At 59.7% G+C, this 18,862-nt stretch carries 16 protein-coding genes; 5 read left to right on the forward strand and 11 right to left on the reverse strand.

Going from position 1 to position 18,862, the window contains the following annotated elements:
• Nucleotides 1-9: 9 nt before the first annotated feature.
• Nucleotides 10-3,759, reverse strand: coding sequence for a DUF1631 family protein (locus tag MLD04_RS06060; RefSeq protein WP_248155782.1), 3,750 nt, complete (start codon nucleotides 3,757-3,759; stop codon nucleotides 10-12).
• A 166-nt stretch (nucleotides 3,760-3,925) separates the two neighbouring features.
• Between MLD04_RS06060 and MLD04_RS06065 the strand changes: the two genes are divergently transcribed.
• Nucleotides 3,926-4,996 (forward strand): aminopeptidase, encoded by a 1,071-nt coding sequence (locus tag MLD04_RS06065; protein ID WP_248155784.1) that lies wholly within the window; start codon nucleotides 3,926-3,928, stop codon nucleotides 4,994-4,996.
• Here the strand turns inward: MLD04_RS06065 and argA are convergent.
• From argA to coaBC, 7 genes are all read right to left on the reverse strand, one after another.
• Nucleotides 4,970-6,277, reverse strand: coding sequence for an amino-acid N-acetyltransferase (gene argA, locus MLD04_RS06070; protein ID WP_248155786.1), 1,308 nt, complete (start codon nucleotides 6,275-6,277; stop codon nucleotides 4,970-4,972). The two genes, MLD04_RS06065 and argA, sit on opposite strands and share 27 nt — an antisense overlap.
• A 13-nt stretch (nucleotides 6,278-6,290) precedes the next feature.
• Nucleotides 6,291-7,460 carry an acetylornithine deacetylase gene (gene argE, locus MLD04_RS06075; protein WP_248155788.1) on the reverse strand — a complete coding sequence of 390 codons (1,170 nt, stop codon included), beginning with the start codon at nucleotides 7,458-7,460 and terminating at the stop codon, nucleotides 6,291-6,293.
• A gap of 35 nt (nucleotides 7,461-7,495) precedes the next feature.
• On the reverse strand, nucleotides 7,496-8,737 hold the full coding sequence (locus MLD04_RS06080) for an LSm family protein (protein ID WP_345799608.1): 1,242 nt from the start codon (nucleotides 8,735-8,737) through the stop codon (nucleotides 7,496-7,498).
• 35 nt (nucleotides 8,738-8,772) lie between these two features.
• Nucleotides 8,773-9,669: an acetylglutamate kinase gene (gene argB / locus MLD04_RS06085; RefSeq protein ID WP_248155792.1), complete on the reverse strand. Its 897-nt coding sequence runs from the start codon at nucleotides 9,667-9,669 to the stop codon at nucleotides 8,773-8,775.
• A 55-nt stretch (nucleotides 9,670-9,724) separates the two neighbouring features.
• Nucleotides 9,725-12,364, reverse strand: a complete 2,640-nt coding sequence (locus MLD04_RS17660; protein WP_282451782.1) for a phosphomannomutase/phosphoglucomutase — start codon at nucleotides 12,362-12,364, stop codon at nucleotides 9,725-9,727.
• Nucleotides 12,365-12,463: 99 nt separating this feature from the next.
• The gene (gene dut, locus MLD04_RS06095; RefSeq protein ID WP_248155794.1) at nucleotides 12,464-12,925 is read right to left on the reverse strand and encodes a dUTP diphosphatase; all 462 of its coding nucleotides are present in this window, start codon (nucleotides 12,923-12,925) and stop codon (nucleotides 12,464-12,466) included.
• Nucleotides 12,922-14,118, reverse strand: coding sequence for a bifunctional phosphopantothenoylcysteine decarboxylase/phosphopantothenate--cysteine ligase CoaBC (coaBC, locus tag MLD04_RS06100; RefSeq protein ID WP_248155796.1), 1,197 nt, complete (start codon nucleotides 14,116-14,118; stop codon nucleotides 12,922-12,924). The genes dut and coaBC overlap by 4 nt, the downstream gene beginning before the upstream one ends.
• Nucleotides 14,119-14,305: 187 nt before the next feature.
• On the opposite strand from coaBC, the gene radC reads away from it, so the two are divergent.
• The 3 genes from radC to rpmG all read left to right on the forward strand — a co-directional run bounded on the left by radC (nucleotide 14,306) and on the right by rpmG (nucleotide 15,603).
• Nucleotides 14,306-14,980: a RadC family protein gene (radC, locus tag MLD04_RS06105; protein WP_248155798.1), complete on the forward strand. Its 675-nt coding sequence runs from the start codon at nucleotides 14,306-14,308 to the stop codon at nucleotides 14,978-14,980.
• Nucleotides 14,981-15,199: 219 nt separating this feature from the next.
• On the forward strand, nucleotides 15,200-15,436 hold the full coding sequence (gene rpmB, locus MLD04_RS06110; protein ID WP_008939672.1) for a 50S ribosomal protein L28: 237 nt from the start codon (nucleotides 15,200-15,202) through the stop codon (nucleotides 15,434-15,436).
• Between the two features lie 11 nt (nucleotides 15,437-15,447).
• Entirely contained in the window at nucleotides 15,448-15,603 is a 156-nt protein-coding gene (gene rpmG / locus MLD04_RS06115) for a 50S ribosomal protein L33 (protein WP_008939673.1), read from the forward strand.
• Between the two features lie 71 nt (nucleotides 15,604-15,674).
• Here the strand turns inward: rpmG and MLD04_RS06120 are convergent, their stop codons facing one another.
• From MLD04_RS06120 to MLD04_RS06130, 3 genes are all read right to left on the reverse strand, one after another.
• Complete coding sequence (locus MLD04_RS06120; RefSeq protein WP_248155800.1) at nucleotides 15,675-16,535, reverse strand: endonuclease/exonuclease/phosphatase family protein; 861 nt, start codon at nucleotides 16,533-16,535, stop codon at nucleotides 15,675-15,677.
• A gap of 66 nt (nucleotides 16,536-16,601) precedes the next feature.
• The gene (locus MLD04_RS06125) at nucleotides 16,602-17,240 is read right to left on the reverse strand and encodes a thiol:disulfide interchange protein DsbA/DsbL (protein WP_248155802.1); all 639 of its coding nucleotides are present in this window, start codon (nucleotides 17,238-17,240) and stop codon (nucleotides 16,602-16,604) included.
• A 155-nt stretch (nucleotides 17,241-17,395) separates the two neighbouring features.
• The gene (locus MLD04_RS06130) at nucleotides 17,396-18,004 is read right to left on the reverse strand and encodes a c-type cytochrome (protein WP_248155803.1); all 609 of its coding nucleotides are present in this window, start codon (nucleotides 18,002-18,004) and stop codon (nucleotides 17,396-17,398) included.
• A 172-nt stretch (nucleotides 18,005-18,176) separates the two neighbouring features.
• On the opposite strand from MLD04_RS06130, the gene yihA reads away from it, so the two are divergent.
• Entirely contained in the window at nucleotides 18,177-18,800 is a 624-nt protein-coding gene (yihA, locus tag MLD04_RS06135) for a ribosome biogenesis GTP-binding protein YihA/YsxC (RefSeq protein WP_248155805.1), read from the forward strand.
• Nucleotides 18,801-18,862 lie beyond the last annotated feature (62 nt).

Consider the following 18,862-nt stretch of genomic DNA (forward strand, 5'->3'; position numbering starts at 1 on the left):
CTCCCGAAATCAGGAAAGACTGTCGAGGGATCGGGGCTTTTCCACCACGAATCCCTGAGCGTAATCCACGCCCAATTGACTCAGCATATCCAGAACCTCACGGGATTCAACCTGCGAGGCGATGATTTCCCGTTTCATGTAGTGCGCCATATCCACCATGGATTTGACCATTGCCCGGTCGGTTTCGCTGGAGGTCAGCTGACTGGTAAAAGCACTGTCGATCTTGATGAGGTCCACGGGCAAGGAGCGCATAAAATGGAAAGAACTGGGCCCACTGCCAAAATTGCCCAGGCAGAAACGGCAACCGAGTTCTTTCATCTCGCCAATAAAGTCCGCCACGCTCTCTACGTCGTTGATGGCCGACGCCTCGGTGAGTTCGAACCAGAGTCGTTCGATGGGCGCGTCTTTTTCGCTGAGCTTTTCGTAGATGAATTCCAGCAGCGTCTGGTCGTTGAGACTGTAGCCCGACAGGTTGATGCACACGCCGCCGAAATGTCGTGGGTCTGGCGCATTGACCCGCAGCCAATCCAGCATGTGGCCGACCACCCAACGATCCACTGTCTGCATGCGGTCATAACGCTCGGCCATCCGCACGAAATCGTGGCCGGTAATCAGGTTGCCGGCATCGTCGTACATGCTGATGAGGATCTCGTACTGCGGCGCCATGACGGTACCGGGGTGAAGTGGAATGATCTTCTGGCAGCGCAGAAGCATCCGTTCCTCATCCAGGTTGCCCAGACTCGCCACCTTGGCGGCGATCTGCTCCTGACGCAACTGGTCATCGGCATCGGGCGCATATTCAACGACCTGACCCGGGCCCTGCTGCCTCGCCGTTGAAAGTGCCTGCTCCGACGCCCGCAGCCACCGCTCCGCATTGACCAACGCCGGCAGCGTCGGCACCAGGCCGGCACTGGCCGACAACTGGTAGGAACGGCCACCGAACCGGAAGGGTTCGGCCTCAATCAATCGGATCAATTCTTTGGCGGCGTCCAGACCACGCTCCGCGGGCACCAGCATGGCAAACTCGTTACCGCTGAGCCTTGCCACCGGCATGCCATCGGCCACGTGTTGCTTGAGCAGTTCCGAAACCTGCTTGAGGGCTTCATCCCCTGACTGGTAACCGGCGGTATCGTTCAGCAGGCGGAACCCCCGGAGATCCAAACGGAGAAGCGCCCGCTCGTCTTCCTGACGGGCGAGTTGCTGGTCGAGCATTCGCTCGAATTCACGACGCCCCAGCAAACCGGTCAGCTCGTCGTGAGTGGAAGCCCAGGACAGTTGATCGTAGACATTCCGCACCATGCGATCGATGCTTTCATCCACCAACGGCCGCTCATACTGACTGTCGGGCACAATGATGCCCTTGCGCATCTGCCGCGCAAGGGATTCCAGATCAAGCTCCACCACGCGCATACCCTGGTGGTTTACAAACACGAACCGGCTGAACCCACGGGCAATCCAGACCAGCCGGATGTACTGGGGCTCATCCGGTTTCTCCTGGTCCCGGAGCCAGTCGCCGGTCCGGAGCTGCTGGGCCCGGTTAATCCAGCGTTGCAGGCTCTTCTGCTCCCGCTCCGACAGAACCTGCTTCTTCTCTTCCTCAGCCTGCGCTTCGGGAACCTCCACCATTTCCGGCGCCTTGTCGGGGCTGCGAACCAGAAACTGCTTCAGCTCATCGCGGATCTGCGAGGAGGGCATATGATTGCTTGAAATGGACGCCAGGCCATCCTGTATGACGCGCAGCAGCTCCGGGAGATTGATGGAACTGTCGGGATCATCGGCGAACGCCAGCAGGGAGTCGATCACCGACAGATAATCCTGCCAGAGCTGGCTGTCCGGGCCCTGACGAATCCAGGTCAGGGACAACAGGTCACGCCAGCCACCATCGAGCAGACTCAACACCGCTTTGGGCACCCGGCGCCCGGCCAACCGATCGTTCAGCACTTCGGAAACGGCCTTCTTGGACTCGGAGACTTTCTGCGCGCCTTCCGCCGCGGCGGTGACCCGCTCGACATTACGCCGGTAGACCAGATTCTGTCGGTCGATGAGCGAATCCAGCTCCTGTACCGTCTGCTCAAACACGCCGGTATCCTGTTCGAAGTCGGTGGCAATACGCTGGATCAGCTCATCAATCCGTCTCTGGACCACCGGATTGATCCGCCCGCCTTTGACACCCAGCTGGGCCAGACGATTCATGACGCCCCTGACCGGACTGTTCTGGTCATCGAAGAAAGACGGATCCCGCATCACCACCTTCAGTACCGGAACCTCCAGCTGACGCATGCGACCCTGGGCGTATTCGCTCAGCTTCGGGCTTTCCACCACGCTACGGAAAAACCGGTCGACCACGTCCAGCGTATCCTGTTGCTCTTCGTCAAGCCGATGCTCACCGCTTTCCTTTATCCGCTCGACCACCCGCTCCTTCAGCGGCAGAGCGTCATGTTCGGCATCCGCCTGGACCGACTGCACCTGAAGCTGCTGCAGTTCACGCTGGAATTCTCCGGAGGACAGCGGCCGGGCCCCCGGGGGAAAGGCAACCGGCTCCTGATCCCCCCGGGACAACCGACTGGCGGTCAGGGTTGAGACCAGGTTCCGGACCGTTGCAAACGCCGTCTGCGCGGCCTGGGCATAGCCGCGGAACTCCTGACCCACACGACTTGGGATCGACCGTGGACGGGGGGTGGCGTCCTCTGCTGGCGGATTTTCCCTGGCAGCGGGTTCGGCAGTCGGGGCGGGAGGCGCTGCCTCCGCCCCTGCGGGCTTCTTTGGCTGTTGCTCGCTCAGGTACTTGCTCAGGTCCAGGTCAGGCAGTACACCGTGACGAATCAGTATATTGTTGAGTTCCTGGTAAAGCGGCGCCAACTCGCGGAGCACGGTATGCTCAAAGGCCTTGAGGCAGACCTTTTCCACTTCCCGCGACAGCTTCAGCTGGTTGAGACCGGCATGAAAGGCTTCGCAGACCAGCGAAGGCCCTAAAGGATTGTGATGCCCGGTTGCGTTGGCGACACCCAGTTCATCCAGGCGCAACTTCAACTGCAACAGGTCGCCACGGTAGAGAGTGTCGGCCTTGGTGACCATAACGCGGATGGTCAGCCAATCTTCAAATTCCCCCTTGTCCACAATCGACAGTTCCGATCCGGGGAATCCCTTCGGCGCCGGCTTGAGTGGCGACTCCAGGCTTTTGGACATGTAATGCCAGATAGCTCGCTGGCGGGACTGAATCTGACCGGAAGCGTCCATGTATTCATTGGCGAGCTGGTCATTGGAGGCGCGCTGGGCGGCCTGTTTGAGATCCGCTGCCATGCGCACAACGCAGGCATCCATCAGCGGCTCGATGTATTGGGTTACCGCCCTGGCCGACTGATGCAGAACAAACTGGGTCCGGTCATTGGGAGGACGCAGCGAAGACCGGTCCTGATGGCGGGAGCCACCACACAGCTTGAGCATCGCTTCAACCGCATCCGGGTTGGAACGGGTGAAGCTGACTCCCATGGCACCCTGGATCCGGCGTACCGGGCTGACGTGAAGCTCATGTCGACGGTTACCCTCGGGGCTCCGAAAACGCACGACGAGCTCTGACGATCCGCCGTTCGAAAGCGCCTGGTCCAGTTTCCGGGAGGTATCACCGGAATAACGAATGAATAACCCTTCGGCACAGAAATCGGCGATCTGGCACGGCCACGACTGGCCATTACCCACCTCGATCTGGGCAGCCAACTTGATGGGCTGACGGGGACTACTACGACGTTCTTTTGAATCCATGAACAACCTGATATCTCGCACCACCACCCCACCAAGGGCCTACACCCCTGCGGCGGCTGACGTCCCTGATACGGTGGACTGGACCACCGGCTACTAAGGGAACCATGACTGTAATATAGTGGCCAGGTTCCAACAGGCAACCGGCCCCAGTATAACACCCGGACCCATGAAACAGCTTAGTCAGATCTATCTTGTTTTGCTACTGATCTGCGGGACCACCGCATGCACCACTGTCGAATATTACGGGCAGGCGATCTCCGGACACATCCGCCTTTTGGCCAACGCCCAACCCATTTCCGACGTCATCGCTGATCCGGAGACGACTCCGGCTCTGAGAAACAGCCTCCGGGTGGCGCTCAACGCCCGGATCTTTGCCAGGGATTCCCTGGCGTTACCCGTCGGCGATGCCTTTCTCGAGTATACGGAACTGGGACGCCCCTGGGTCGTGGTCAACCTGGTTGCGGTCCCGGAATTCTCACTGACGCCCCACCATTGGTGCTACCCCGTCCTCGGCTGCCAGGCCTACCGGGGCTACTTCAACCTCGACGACGCCAAACGGGAACAGTCGGCATTCAAACAACAGGGCTTCGATACCTTGATCGGAGCCGTTACCGCCTATTCCACGCTGGGCTGGTTTGATGATCCGCTGCAATCCGGGTTCACGGCCCTCTCAAATGACCGGATGGTGGCACTGATGTTCCACGAACTGGCCCATCGGGTGGTTTACGTCGACAATGCGACCGACTTCAATGAGAGTTTTGCCACGGCGGTTGAACTGGAGGGCCTCAGACGCTGGCTGATCCAGCGTGGCGAAGCCGACCACTTCCCGGCGATCGAGGCACGGCTGGAACGTCGCCGTCAGACACAGGCTCTGGTGACAGACACCACCAACCGCCTGAAAGCACTGTATCGGCAGGCCGACACCCTGGCACCACAAACGCTCAGGGATCGCAAACAGGCATTACTCAATGATCTGGCAGAGCGCTACGCAGCGGCTTCGGAGCACTGGGCGGAACCCGGTCCATTCGGACCACCGCCCGTCACGCTGAACAATGCCAACCTGGCCCTGTTTCGCCAATACAACCACCTGGTTCCGGGCTTCCGCCAGTTGCTGAAAGACTGCGACAACCGCTTTCCGGTTTTCTACGATGCCGTCAAAACTCTGGCCAGCCTGCCCGAAGAACAACGCTCAGCCAGGCTGCGCGCGCTCTCACAACGGTTTACAGAAGACCTTTGACGCACGTTTGGTATTGTAGGAGGCCAGTTTCGGGCCCGGCAGTGACTGCACGGAACTCGGCAGGAATCCCCGCTCCCGGAACCAGTGCTCGGTCTGCGTGGTAAGTACAAACAGCTTGGTAATGCCCTGACTCCTGGCCATCTTCTCGATCATCGAGAGAATATCATCGCCGCGACCGGACCGCCGATAGGCAGGGTCCACGGCGAAACAGGAGAGCTCGCCCGCACCTTCGTCCGGATAATGATAAAGGGCCGCGCACCCGACAATAGTGCCATCGCGCTCTGCCACCACGAACTGGTCGATTTCCGTTTCCAGCATTTCACGGGACCGCCTGACCAGGATGCCCTGCTCTTCGAGCGGCTGTACCAGCTCAAGGATGCCACCGATGTCCTCCACCCTCGCCTGACGGAGCTGTTCATAATGGTCGCTACTGACCAGTGTGCCCGACCCGTCCCGGGTGAACAGCTCCTCCAGCAGCGCACCGTCCTGGATATAGCTGATGATGTGAGCACGCCTTACGCCCTTGATACAGGCATCACAGGCAGCCTGAAGCAGCGCTGCGTCATGCCCTGTGACCTTGCCCGCCGCCAAACGTTCCGAGGCCTGGCGGGCCGAAAGTTCGCGGATCAGGGACCCGTCCTCTTCCAGTACACCCGGATCGTCGATAAACACGATCAGCTTCTCCGCCTGAAGAGCCGCCGCCACCTGGCTGCCAACATCCTCGTAGGAGAGATTGAAGGTATCACCGGTGGGCGAGTAACCCATGGGCGGCAACAACACGATGTGCCCGAGCTCGAGCAGCTTTTCGATGCCAGCGGTATCGATACGGCGAACCTTCCCGGTGTAGCCGAAATCCAGGCCATCCAGCACGCCAACGGGCTTCGCCGCCACGTAGTTACCGCTGCTCACACGGATCCGGGCATTGTGCATCGGAGAATTGACCAGTCCCATGGACAGTTGGCTCTCCAGATACGACCGGAGGCCTCCAATCGCCTCCATCACCTTGGGCAGATCCCGTTCGGGGGTGATGCGGAGCCCCTGGGAAAACTCTGACTGAACACCGGCGTGATCCAGACAGCGCTGTATCTGGGGACGGGCTCCGAAGGCAACCACCAATCGCACCCCAAGACTGGCCAGAAGGGCGATATCGTGCAGTATGTTGATGAAGTTGCCGTGTTCAATGGCATCGCCCGGCAACGTCAGCACCACCGTCCTGCCCCGATGCGCATTGATATAGGGCGAGGAGTGGCGAAACCCGTGCAGCCAGTCGTTCGATTTCAATTCGGAGTCTCCGCTAAAGACAAAATTGCTTGATCAGTCCCCGGAGGATCCGGACGGTCGGATCCAGCTGGGACAGTTCCAGATATTCGTCGGGCTGATGCGCCTGATCGATGGATCCCGGCCCCATGACCAGGGTTTCCAGGCCCAGCTTCTGCAACCATGGAGCCTCGGTGGCAAACGCCACCGCATGGGCCGTGTGCCCGGTCAGCTTTTCACAGGCCAGCACCAGTTCGGCATCAGCCTTCGTTTCAAATGGCGGAACGCCATCAAACAGCGGTTCGAACAGCAAGGAGAGCGAGCGCCGCTCGGCGACCGGCCGGATTCTCTCCAGAATCGTTTGCCGGAGGGTATCCATGTCCATACCAGGCAGGGGCCGAAGGTCAAAATGCAGTTCACAGTCGGCACAGATCCGGTTCGGATTGTCACCCCCGTGGATGCACCCCAGATTGAGCGTCGGTACCTGAACCTCGAAATTCGGATTCTGATACTTCGCCTGCCATTGCTCCCGCAACGTGAGCAGCTCGGTCAGGGCCTCGTGCATACCCTCCAGAGCATTGTGACCCAGGGCAGGGTTTGAAGAATGACCGGACTGGCCGTCAAACCGAAGGCGCTCCATCATGATGCCCTTGTGCATCCGCACCGGCCTGAGCCCGGTCGGTTCGCCGATCACCGCGTAACGGGCCTTGGGGCGTCCGGCCTCTGCCAGTGCGCGAGCACCGTTCATCGAGCTTTCCTCGTCCGCCGTCGCCAGAATGATCAGCGGCTGCCGAAGCTGAACACCGACCACCTCCCGGGCAGCTTCAATGGCAAGCGGAAAGAAGCCCTTCATATCGCAGGTACCCAGGCCGTACCATCGTCCGTCCCGTTCGGTCAGGGTAAAGGGATCGCTCTGCCAGCGCTGGTCATCGAACGGAACGGTATCGGTGTGGCCGGATAGAACCAGGCCACCGGGCCCCTGACCCAGCGTGGCAATGAGATTGAATTTGCCGGGCGCACCGGGAACCTCGAGTATCTCGACATCGAACCCCATCGGCTCCAACCAGTCCGCGAGTGTGCGGATGACCGCCTCGTTACTGTGGTCCCATTTGGGCGAAGCGCTGCTGATGGACGGTTGCGCGATCAGTCGGGCCAGCATGGATTTGAGATCCGGTAAGGCACCTGTTGTGCCTGCGGCATTCGACATAACGCCCCCTCAGCCCGTCCCGGGCCTTGTCGCTGTCATTGGTTGTGGCCACGTCGCCAGACTTCGAAGCCGGTGACGGCCCTCAATTTCATCGGGTAGGTGACCTCCCCGCCGGCGACGACCCTCGCGACTTCGAGTTCCTGATCAGTGACGCCCACCAGGCGACCCTCTACCACGTTACCGTTGGACAGGGTGATTCTCACCCGATGGCCAACCCAGTTCGCGGCCTGTTCCACCGGGTCAGCATACCACCGCTGAACCTTGGCATCGCCGCTTTGCTCCGGCTCCTGTAATGGCGGCTTCGACGACGGCTGCTCTGGCTCGGCCGTAATGGTTTGAAGGAACACATCCGGCACCACCGAGCCATTGTATTCGACGCGCCAGTCAGACCCGTCGGCTTCAGCCCCGGCATCATGGACCGGTATACCAAACCATGGCTTCGACGGATGCAGCGCCACCGTCAACTCACCGCCTTCGGTCAACCACTGCCGATAGAGCGCCAGCAACTGACCACTTGCCGTCATGCCGCGGGCCTCGAGAGCCGCTTCCAGGTCACTGGCGGCCTGTGAGGCCCAGTCACCCGTTGCCACTCCCACTTCCCGCGAACAGTATGCTGCGACACGTCGCATCAGGCCTCCATCCCGGACGGTGACGATCATCGGCGCTCTGGCATTCGTAAGCAGCGTATCAAGGGACATCAGATCGATTCTGGCGCCGTCCCACTGAAGCTCCAGGCTTCCGGTGCCGGCGGTATTCAGCTCCGCATGCACGCCATCTGCCTGCTGCTGCACCAGCGCTTCCCCGGCCAGGCCGGTAATGCCCATACGCATCAGGTCTCCACTGCCAAGCTGTTGCCGTGGATCCGGTGCGCAGGAAAGCTGAATAAGCGCCGGTTTGCCATCGACCTTCCGACCCTCTGCCGTCACCCAGTTCCGGAACATGGTGGGCTCAAGCACCATTCCCAGGCCGTCTGCCTGAAGACTCCATTGCGATGGCAGGCGGGCTGGATCTGCCAGCACCTCCAGCAACGTCAGGGGCGAACCGGCATCGAAGACGATATGACCGATGTCCAGGGGACGGGTCAGCCGGAAATCCTGCCAACTGGCGTTGGTCAGCCGTATGTGGCCATCCAGTCCGGAACTCACACTGCCCCGATCGAGAACGCCGGCCGGCTCCAGCTCCATCCGGAGTTCCGCCAGTCGCTGATCCGCCAGCCACCAGACAGCCCCTTTGTAGGCGGCAAAGCCCAGGATGGCGAGCAGGATCAACCATGTCATTAGACGCTTCATGCGGAAACTCCAGAAACCACGTATCAGTTGCGGGAAATCAGCGTACCGACGCCCTCGTCGGTAAAGATTTCCAGCAAACAGGCATGCGCCACACGCCCGTCAATGATGTGGGAGGTGCGAACACCGTTCTCGACTGCGCTCAGCGCACAGCGGATTTTCGGCAACATGCCACCATAGATGGTTCCGTCGTCAATCAGGTCGTTCACCTGCTGCGCGGTCAGGCCGGTCAACACCTTGTCGTCCTTGCTCTTGAGGCCGGAGACATTGGTCAGCAGCATCAGCTTCTCGGCTTTCATCGCCTCTGCCACCTTGCCCGCCACCAGATCGGCATTGATGTTGTATGACGCACCATCCGGACCAACCCCGATCGGCGCGATGACCGGAATCACGTTGCTGCGGGTCAGCATCTCGATGACCTCGACATTGACACTGGCAACCTCCCCCACGTGTCCGATATCGATAATCTCCGGCTTTGCGAATTCATCCGTCCGGTTGACCACTTCCAGCTTACGGGCACGGATCAGATTGGCATCCTTCCCGGTCAGACCAACAGCGGTGCCGCCATGGGCATTGATCAATGAAACGATTTCCTTGTTTACCTGACCGCCGAGGACCATCTCGACGACATCCATCGTTTCCTCGTCGGTCACCCGCATGCCGTTGACAAACCGGGATTCGATATTCAACCGCTTGAGCAGCTCACCGATCTGGGGCCCGCCTCCGTGAACCACAATGGGATTGATACCCACCAGCTTCATCAGCACCACATCGCGCGCGAAACTGCTCTTGAGTTCCTCATTCTCCATGGCGTTACCGCCATACTTGATCACCACGGTCTTGCCGGTAAACCGTTGAATGTAGGGCAGGCCTTTGCTCAGTACCGAGGCCACCTGCATAGCTGTATCACGATCCAGCGCCATGTTGTTCCTTACCTTTACAGAAAACGTTGATACTTGGACGGAGAGCAACCGGACATCAGAAGCTGATCTGCAGATCCGGCGCCACTTTGGCCAACTGCTCCCGGAACACCGCCTCGATTCGGGCAAGGGCATCGTCGGTCTCACCCTCGAACCGCAGCACCAGAACCGGCGTTGTGTTCGAGGCCCGGCACAGGCCCCAGCCATCCGCATAGTCGACCCGGATGCCATCAATGGTGCTGATATTGCCATCGCCGAAGTCGGCCTCCTGGCCAAGGCGCTCAATAATGGCGAACTTGGTGCTCTCCGTCACCTCGACATTCAGTTCGGGCGTGCTGATATCCTCCGGGAAATCGGCGAATACCTCGTCGCAATGGCGATCCTCGATCCCGAGAATCTCCAACAGCCTCGCCGCGGAATAGAGGCCATCGTCGAAGCCATACCAGCGCTCTCCGAAAAAGATGTGGCCGCTCATCTCACCGGCCAGCAGGGCCCCGGTTTCCTTCATTTTGGCCTTGATCAGGGAATGCCCCGTTTTCCACATAATGGGACGACCGCCGGCCTCCGACACAATGCTCGCCAGGCGCCGGGTGCATTTGACGTCGTAGATCACATCGGCCCCAGGGTTCCGGGAGACCACATCCCGGGCAAACAGCATCAGCAACCGGTCGGGCCAGATGATCTTGCCGGTGTTGGTAACCACGCCCACGCGATCACCATCGCCATCGAAAGCTATGCCCAGATCGGCACCTTCCGATTTGACCCTGGCAATCAGATCCGCAAGGTTATCCGGCTTGCCGGGGTCCGGATGATGATTCGGGAAATCGCCGTCTACTTCACAGTAAAGCGGGATGACCTCGCAGCCGAGTTCCTCGATCAGCATGGGGCCGAGTTCACCAGCAATACCATTGCCTGCATCCACCACCACTTTGAGCGGCGCGGCCACCGCCACGTCTCCGACAATCCGATCAAGATAGGCCCTGCGGACATCCTGGGCCGACTGACTGCCCTGCCCCGTGGCCAGGTCACCTGTCTGGATGCGCTGATACAGCCCCTGGATCGCTTCACCGGAGAGGGTTTCCCCTCCCAGCATGATTTTCAGGCCGTTGTAGTTCGCCGGGTTGTGGCTGCCGGTCACCATCACGCCGGAGCCTGTCTGCAGTTCGTGGGTGGCAAAGTAAAGAACCGGCGTCGGCACCGCTCCGATGTCGATGACATCACATCCGGTAGCCATGATTCCACGGGCCAGGGCGCTGGCCAGTTCCGGACTGGAGTGGCGGCCATCGTAGCCAATGCACAGGCTACTGACTCCCCGCGCGGCGGCCTCCGAACCGATGGCGCGACCGATCACCTGCACAATGTCGGGAGACAGGGTCTCGCCAACAATGCCGCGAATGTCATACGCCCGGAAAATTTCCGGCGCGATATCGACCGCCGGCGCCGAGACTTCCTCGACTTCCGGGGCGTCGGTAGCACCAAACACGGTCTCATCACTGTTACCGAAGCCAAGGACGTCCTCGTCGCCATCGAGCATATCAATGTCCGGCATTTCCTTGTCCTGGAACAGAGGTTCGTCTGCTGAAGACTGAGTCGACGGGCCTGCCATCGGTGCAGCCTTTGGACGGGCGGTTTCCACCGCCCTGGCCAGACGTTTCTCCACCACCTGGGAGAGCCGACCCAGGACTTCTGCCATGGACGCCACCATCTCCCAACGCAGGCCCGGCTGTTTGGCCCTCTCTCCGCCAAATACCTTGTGGGACCACTGGATCAGCGCAGCAACGTCCTGCCGAAGGCCCCGCTGGGCATTACTGAGGAGCATCCAGACCACAATAGCCGCCAGCAATGCCGGCACGCCGATCAGCAGTGCCAACATCACAATATCAACGGGCGCCGCCGGCTTTCGTGCCGGGGTGTAGGTGACGGACCAGTCGGGGTTCGACAAATCGCGGGTTACCGCATCCCCCGAGCCATTGCCCTTGCTGACCACCACCCGGGAGGTTCCGGATACTGTCTGGACCAGGGCAAGTCGCCCGCCCAGGTTGGTATTGACCACATTTAACAGGGGCTGAAGAACCGATGCGTCAAAGACCACCAGCATGCTGCCCACCACGGCATTGGAGGAGGGATTCCGCACGGGCGATGCCATCTGAAGATACCACTGGGCATTCCGGGGCACGGCTTCCGGCGTTACACGCTCACCGGCCGCTGCCTTGCGTGCCATCTCAAGGCCCGCGAAACCGAGCAACTCATCGCCGTTGGCGGAGCGGGGAATCTGTCGATAGGGGAACAGATAAACGGCCGCCACCCCGGGCAGGGCGCCGGCCAACTCCTGCTGTACCGATTCCAGAGGCACACGGTTGCCGATGGCCTCGGCCACATAAGCCTGCGAAGCCAGGCCGTCGACGCTGCGGGCCATCAGACTGAGATACTGGTCGAAGCGCTGCGCAGCGGCAGCGACTTCCTGGCTTTTCTGCGATTCCAGACGATCGCCACCGGCGGGTTCCACCACCAGGAAATGAGCCAGAGCCACAGCCACAACACCGGCAACGAGAACCACCAGCGCCTGGCTGATTGCAACGGCTCCCAAACCGCGCCGTTTCGGGCCGCTGGTCTTTTCAGGGCTGTTGCCAGCGGATTTTTTCCCGACCGGCGCTGTGTCCGATACATCCTCGGAAGACTTCTTTCTACCCAGCTTCATAGTCCATCCTGCGATTCTAATTTTTTGGTTCTGGACAAGCGGTTATCCGCCAAGTATAGACGGCGCAACAAGCCCTTGCGCGCCTCCCGACCGGTACCGCTAACGGGTGCCGGTCGAGCCGAAGCCACCCTCACCCCGGCTGCTGCTGTCAAACCGGTCCACGACCTCGAACTCGGCCTGGACCACCGGCACCAGAATCAGCTGGGCGATACGCTCGCCCACATCCACTGAAAATGTGGAGTTGCCCCGATTCCAGCAGGACACCATCAGTTCGCCCTGGTAATCCGAGTCGATGAGCCCCACGAGATTGCCCAGTACAATGCCATGCTTGTGGCCCAGTCCGCTGCGCGGGAGGATCATGGCCGCCAGCGACGGGTCGGCGATATGGATCGACAGCCCTGTCGGAATCAGCGATGTCTGCCCGGGCTCCAGCACCAGGGGTTCACTCAGGCAGGCCCGAAGGTCCAGGCCGGCAGAGCCTTCAGTGGCGTATTCAGGAAAGGGAATGGTGGTTCCAATCCGGTCATCAAGAATCCGGACCTGCAAATTTTTCTTGGTCATGAATTGGTTTCCAGGTGTTGGCTGATCAGCGCCACCAGACGGGTGGCAATGTTCCGCTTCGTGTCCGGGCCGATATGCTCCCGCCCATCGGACCAGAACACCGTGACCGCGTTATTGTCGCTGTTGAATCCCATACCGGGTGTGGACACATCGTTGGCCACAATCATGTCGAGTTTCTTACGGGCCATCTTGTCGAGGGCATACCGGTCGACGTCGTTGGTTTCTGCTGCGAAGCCAACGCTAAACGGCGCATCCGGCCGAGCGGCAACGGTGGCAAGCGTGTCCGGATTCTTGACCAGATCAAGGGAGAGGGTCTCACGGGTTTTCTTGATCTTGTCGCCGGCGCAGGTTTCCGGGCGATAGTCTGCCACTGCCGCCGTGGCGATAAATACATCGCTTCCGGCATCGACCGCAGCCATGGATTCACGCAACATGTCCTCGGCGGTGACAACCGACCGGAGTTCAACACCGGCGGGTACGGGTATCGACACCGGACCACTGACCAGTACCACGTTGGCCCCCGCATCCCGGGCCGCCGCAGCCAGCGCATAACCCATCTTTCCAGAGCTGTGATTGCTGATGTATCGCACCGGGTCGATCGGCTCCCGCGTGGGGCCCGCAGTAATCACGACCCGCTTGCCGCGAAGCGGACCATCCTGGGGATCCAGGATCCGTGCCGCCAGCACCTCCGGTTCGAGCATACGGCCAGGGCCGATATCGCCACAGGCCTGGTCGCCCTGATCCGGCCCCCAGATGCGGATCTGGGGATCAGACAACAGTAAAGACAGGTTCCGCTGCGTTCGATGATTGCGCCACATGGCCTGATTCATCGCCGGCGCCACCACAATGGGCGACTCCGTTGCGCAGCAAACGGTGGTCAGCAGATCGTCTGCGAGACCATTGGCCAACCGGGCCATGAAATCCGCAGAAGCCGGAGCCACCAGAATCTGCTCGGCCCATTTGGCCAGTTCGATGTGCCCCATGCCGGCTTCGGCTTCGGGATCCAGGAGCGACGTGCGGACCGGCTCCCCACTCAATGCCTGAAAGGTCAGGGGCGTTACGAATGCTTCAGCACCCCGGGTCATGACCACGCGGACTTCACACCCCGCCTTTTTCAGGTGGCGGACCAGCTCTGCACTTTTATAGGCGGCTATGCCGCCGGTTACTCCTACGAGAATTCGCCTGGCACCCATACCGGTTCCGTAATTCCTTAAAAAGAAAGGGGTATAAGATAGCATGCCCGACCAGACAGGACAGCCAGAGGAACCCCCTCAACGTTTACTGAATGTTACTTTTTAAAGTAACCTTTGTAACCCCGAGAACGGGTTCCGGTGCCGGATGCGCCGGAGATCACCCTGATACCTGCAAGGAATGCGCTTCATGACACCCGATCCCTGGCCTGCGGACGAACGCCCGCGGGAACGCCTGCTTCAGCATGGCCCCGAAAGTCTCTCCGATGCCGAGCTTCTGGCCATCTTCCTGCGGACCGGCACTCCTGGCACCCCGGTCATGGCGCTGGCCCGCAATCTTATTCAGCAATTCGGTGGCCTGCGGACGTTGCTGGCCGCGTCCCGGCGCCAGTTCTGTGAAGTCAAAGGACTGGGCTCTGCCAAGTTCGCCCAGGTCCAGGCGGCTATGGAAATGGCGCGACGGGTGATGGACGAGCCGCTGCGGCAGGGGGACCCACTTCGTTCCCCCGCTGACACCCGACGGTTTCTGACCAGCCGTCTCGGCACCTATCCTCACGAGGTGTTCGCCGGTCTGTTTCTGGACAATCGACATCGGGTGATCCAGTACCGTGAACTTTTCCGCGGCACGATAGACGGCGCGGCGGTCTATCCCAGGGAAGTGGTGCGTCAGGCGCTTGAGGACAATGCCGCTGCGGTCATCTTCGCCCACAACCATCCCTCGGGCGTGGCAGAACCCAGCCAGGCGGACATTTCCCTGACCCGCAGACTGAAGGACGCACTTGGCCTCGTCGATATCAGGGTTCTTGACCATATGGTTGTCGGGCATGGTGAGGTAATATCCCTTGCCGAACGAGGATTGATGTAGGTGACACCTTCGGGACGCCGGAGAGCTGGCCAATTTCCCAACAATTTTTTGCGTTGGGGGGCGAGTTCTGGTATAAAAGCGTCCCTTTCTGGCGGCGTCTGGCAGGCAGCGTTCCGTTTTCAAGGCGCGAACCGGGAGCAAGCAGGCTCCCCGGCAACCAGAGACGCATAAACAACGAATTCGTATTGATTGAGACCACTGCTCAGGTCGGAGGCAAGTATGTCCAGAGTTTGTCAGGTTACCGGTAAGCGTCCGGTATCCGGTAACAACGTATCCCACGCGATGAACCACACTCGTCGCCGTTTTCTGCCGAATCTGCAGAACCACCGTTTCTGGGTTGAGTCCGAGAAGCGCTTCGTGAAGCTGCGCGTATCCACCAAGGGCATGCGCATCATCGACAAAAAAGGCATTGACGCTGTGCTGGCCGATCTTCGTGCCCGCGGCGAGAAAGTATAAGGAGCCGCATCATGCGCGAGAAAATCAAGCTGGTTTCATCAGCAGGTACTGGTCACTTCTACACGACCAAAAAGAACAAGCGTAACACTCCGGAAAAAATCGCTATCAAAAAGTACGATCCGGTTGTTCGCAAGCACGTTGAGTACAAGGAAGCCAAGATCAAGTAATTCTGATCAGGCTTTCGAAAAAACCCGGCATTTGCCGGGTTTTTTTTATGGCAGGAAGAAAAGCGGCGTGATCAGAACTTTTCCAGGTACCCCTTGGGCAAAGCCACATCCATGGCGATGGGAAGATGGTCTGACACGGGATAACTCACCACCTCGGATCGGCGAATCTCCAGGCTGGGGCTGACCAGTATGTGGTCCAGCGCCTTTTCTGGCCGCCAGCTCGGAAAACTGTGGGCGGTCGCCGGCAACGGCACAAGATCCGTCTCTCTCAGGGGGGTGTTGGAGAGCAACTCTTCCGCATGGTTATTCATGTCCCCCATCAGCACGACATGCTCATAGTCGGCAATCTGCTCACGAATATACCCCAGCTGGCGCTGCTGGGCCGCTTTACTCAACGACAGGTGCATCAGAACCAGAACCAGTGGATCGTCTTCCGCGCCATAGCGGGCAATGATCGCACCACGCCCGGGGATCAGTCCGGGGAGCCGATGCTCCGTCACATCAAGGGGACGGAACCGGCTCAATAGCCCGTTGGAATGCTGTGCAAACTGACCCAGGTTCCGGTTGAGCTGCTGATACCAGTAGGGAATGCCGGCGGCTTCGGCCAGATACTGAACCTGATTGATGTAACCGCTTCGCAGGCTACCCCCATCACACTCCTGCAACGCCACCACATCGTAACTGCTGATCAGTCGCGCAATGCGATCCAGATTTTCAATGCGGTTGCGGTGTGGCAGGACATGTTGCCAGCTGCGGGTCAGGTAGTGTCGGTAAGAGGAGGTATTGATGCCAACCTGGATGTTAAAGGTCAGCAGACGGATGTGACGGTGAGGCTCGAACTCGGGGACGTGCTCGAGCCCGGAGCAGCGTCCCCTCGGGACCTGCTCCGACCGGATCAACTCACTGAACTGTTTCCGAATACGTTTGTACATGATGCGGCAGCACTACCCTGCCCGATTCCCCGGGTGACCGACTTGAACCAGCCAGCAAGCCACCGGCTACTGGCTTTGCGCGTGCTCTTTGGCGACCAGGAAGTCCACCACCTTGAGCATGTTTTCGAAGCTGCCGGCCATCGTGGCCGTGACGGTGTACTTCCCATTAACCAGCATAGTCGGTGTGCCGGTGACACGCGCGCCCCGAACTTTTGCCTGGGCCTGCTGGAGCTTTGCGTTCACGCCGAAGCTGTTGTAATTCTTCAGGAATTCGTCCGGATCAATCCCTTTTGTGGCCAGGAATGCCGCCAGCGATTTACCGTCGTTCAGCGGCTTGTGCTCTCCTGCCAGAGCCTCATACAGCGCATCGTGAACCTTCTCCCGCTGACCCATGGCCTCCAGGGCATAGAACGCCCGGGCATGTGGTTCCCAGGATTTCCCCAAGGCCGCCGGAATGCGGACAAAGTTGACGTAATCCGGGGCATTCTTCTCCCAGGCCTGAGCCAGAGGCTTGAAGCGGTAGCAATGCGGGCAGCCGTACCAGAAAATCTCAGCCACTTCGACGCCCTTTTCACTCTCCGTGGGCACAGGGGTCTCGAGCTTTTTGTAATGCACACCTTCCTGCCATTGGGTTTCAGCGCTGGCCGTACCGGTCACCATCACCGCCAGCGCCAGGAAGGCGGCCACTCCAAAGGTTCTGAACATGCAACTACTCCGTTTTCCCGAATTGGTTTGAAAGGGATTATGACCCACACACCGCCAAAAGTTCCACGCCACAACAACCGATGCGACATTACGTGATGGTAAGCAGCCACAAAAAAACCCCGCATCGCGGGGTTTTTCAACAACAGCGGCCAGCCTCAGTGGAGCCCGGACACGTAGTTGGCGACCGCTTCGATTTCTGCATCGGTCAGCTTCGCGGCAACGTCCATCATGATCGCCGAATTGGAATCGGTCGCACGTGAGCCACTGCGATAGGCTTTCAACTGGGCCATGACGTATTCCGCATTCTGGCCACCCAGGCGGGGGAAACCGCCCGGCTCGTTACCAAGCCCCTGGGGGTTATGACATCCCGCACAGGCCGGGACACCCGACGCCAGATTACCGCCGCGGTACAGAGCCTCACCCTGCGCGATGAGCGCCGGGTCTGCCTGATTGACGATCATTTCCTGGCCATCCATGTAGGCCGCCAGGTTCTGCAGATCCTGCTTGGACATGTTGTCCAGAATACCGGCCATCTGAGGCACGGCACGCTTACCGGACTGGATGGCCTGCAACTGGTTGAACAGGTACTTCTCGCCCAGCCCGGACAGTTTCGGGTAGGATCCCATCACCGGCTTCTGGCCACCCTGGCCATGACACCCGGCACATACTGCTGCTTTCTGTTCACCTGCCTGAGGATCTCCGGCGCCATACGCCAGCGACGTGAGGCTGACACCAAGAACCACTCCTGCGATCAGTTTTTTCATGCTCGCTCCACTTCTCTCATCTTGAAAGTATTCTTAACATGCAGCCGGCAGGCACTGACAGGCAGGCTCAAAACCGAGGCTGATAGCGGTCGCGCCAAGCGCACCACCCAGAATTGGTGTAGCATTATACATTAATCATCGGTAACTGAAATCCAAAGGGAAGCCAACCGTAGTGGACCCTGATCTGACTCAAAAATCCGTCTCTTTTAACAGCGCCCGTTTTCTGATCAGCGCATCCAGGCTGAACGAATGTCCGCCCGATTCCGGGGCGGAAATCGCCTTCGCCGGACGCTCGAATGCGGGGAAATCCAGTGCCCTGAACACGATCACTGCCAACGGCAAACTCGCCCGCACCTCAAAAACCCCGGGGCGGACACGGCTGATCAACTTTTTTTCGTTGAACCGGGAAGACTGCCGGCTCGTCGACCTGCCCGGTTACGGCTACGCAAAAGTCTCCCGGGACATGAAAGACGACTGGCAACAGCACCTGGGGCATTACCTCAATGATCGTCGCTGCCTTCGCGGGCTGGTACTGGTGATGGACATCCGGCATCCGTTGACGGATTTCGACCAGATGATGGTCGAGTGGTGCGAGCATAATCGCCTGCCGCTCATGATACTCGCCACCAAGGCGGACAAGCTGAAATTTGGCCAGGCCAAGACCGCCATGCTCGGTATCGCGAAAAAGCTTGAGAACTACCAGTGCCTGGAGCATCTGATCATGTTCTCAGCCACCTCCAAACGGGGTGTTGAAGAATGCCGGGAGGCACTGAACGACTGGCTGACAGCATCCTGAACGAAAAAACCGGTCTGCCAGACGACAGACCGGTGAAACGTCAGGGTTTGCGACGTGCTAAA

Origin of the sequence: Marinobacter koreensis (assembly GCF_023156285.1) — a bacterium.
GTDB classification, from domain to species: Bacteria; Pseudomonadota; Gammaproteobacteria; order Pseudomonadales; family Oleiphilaceae; genus Marinobacter; species Marinobacter koreensis.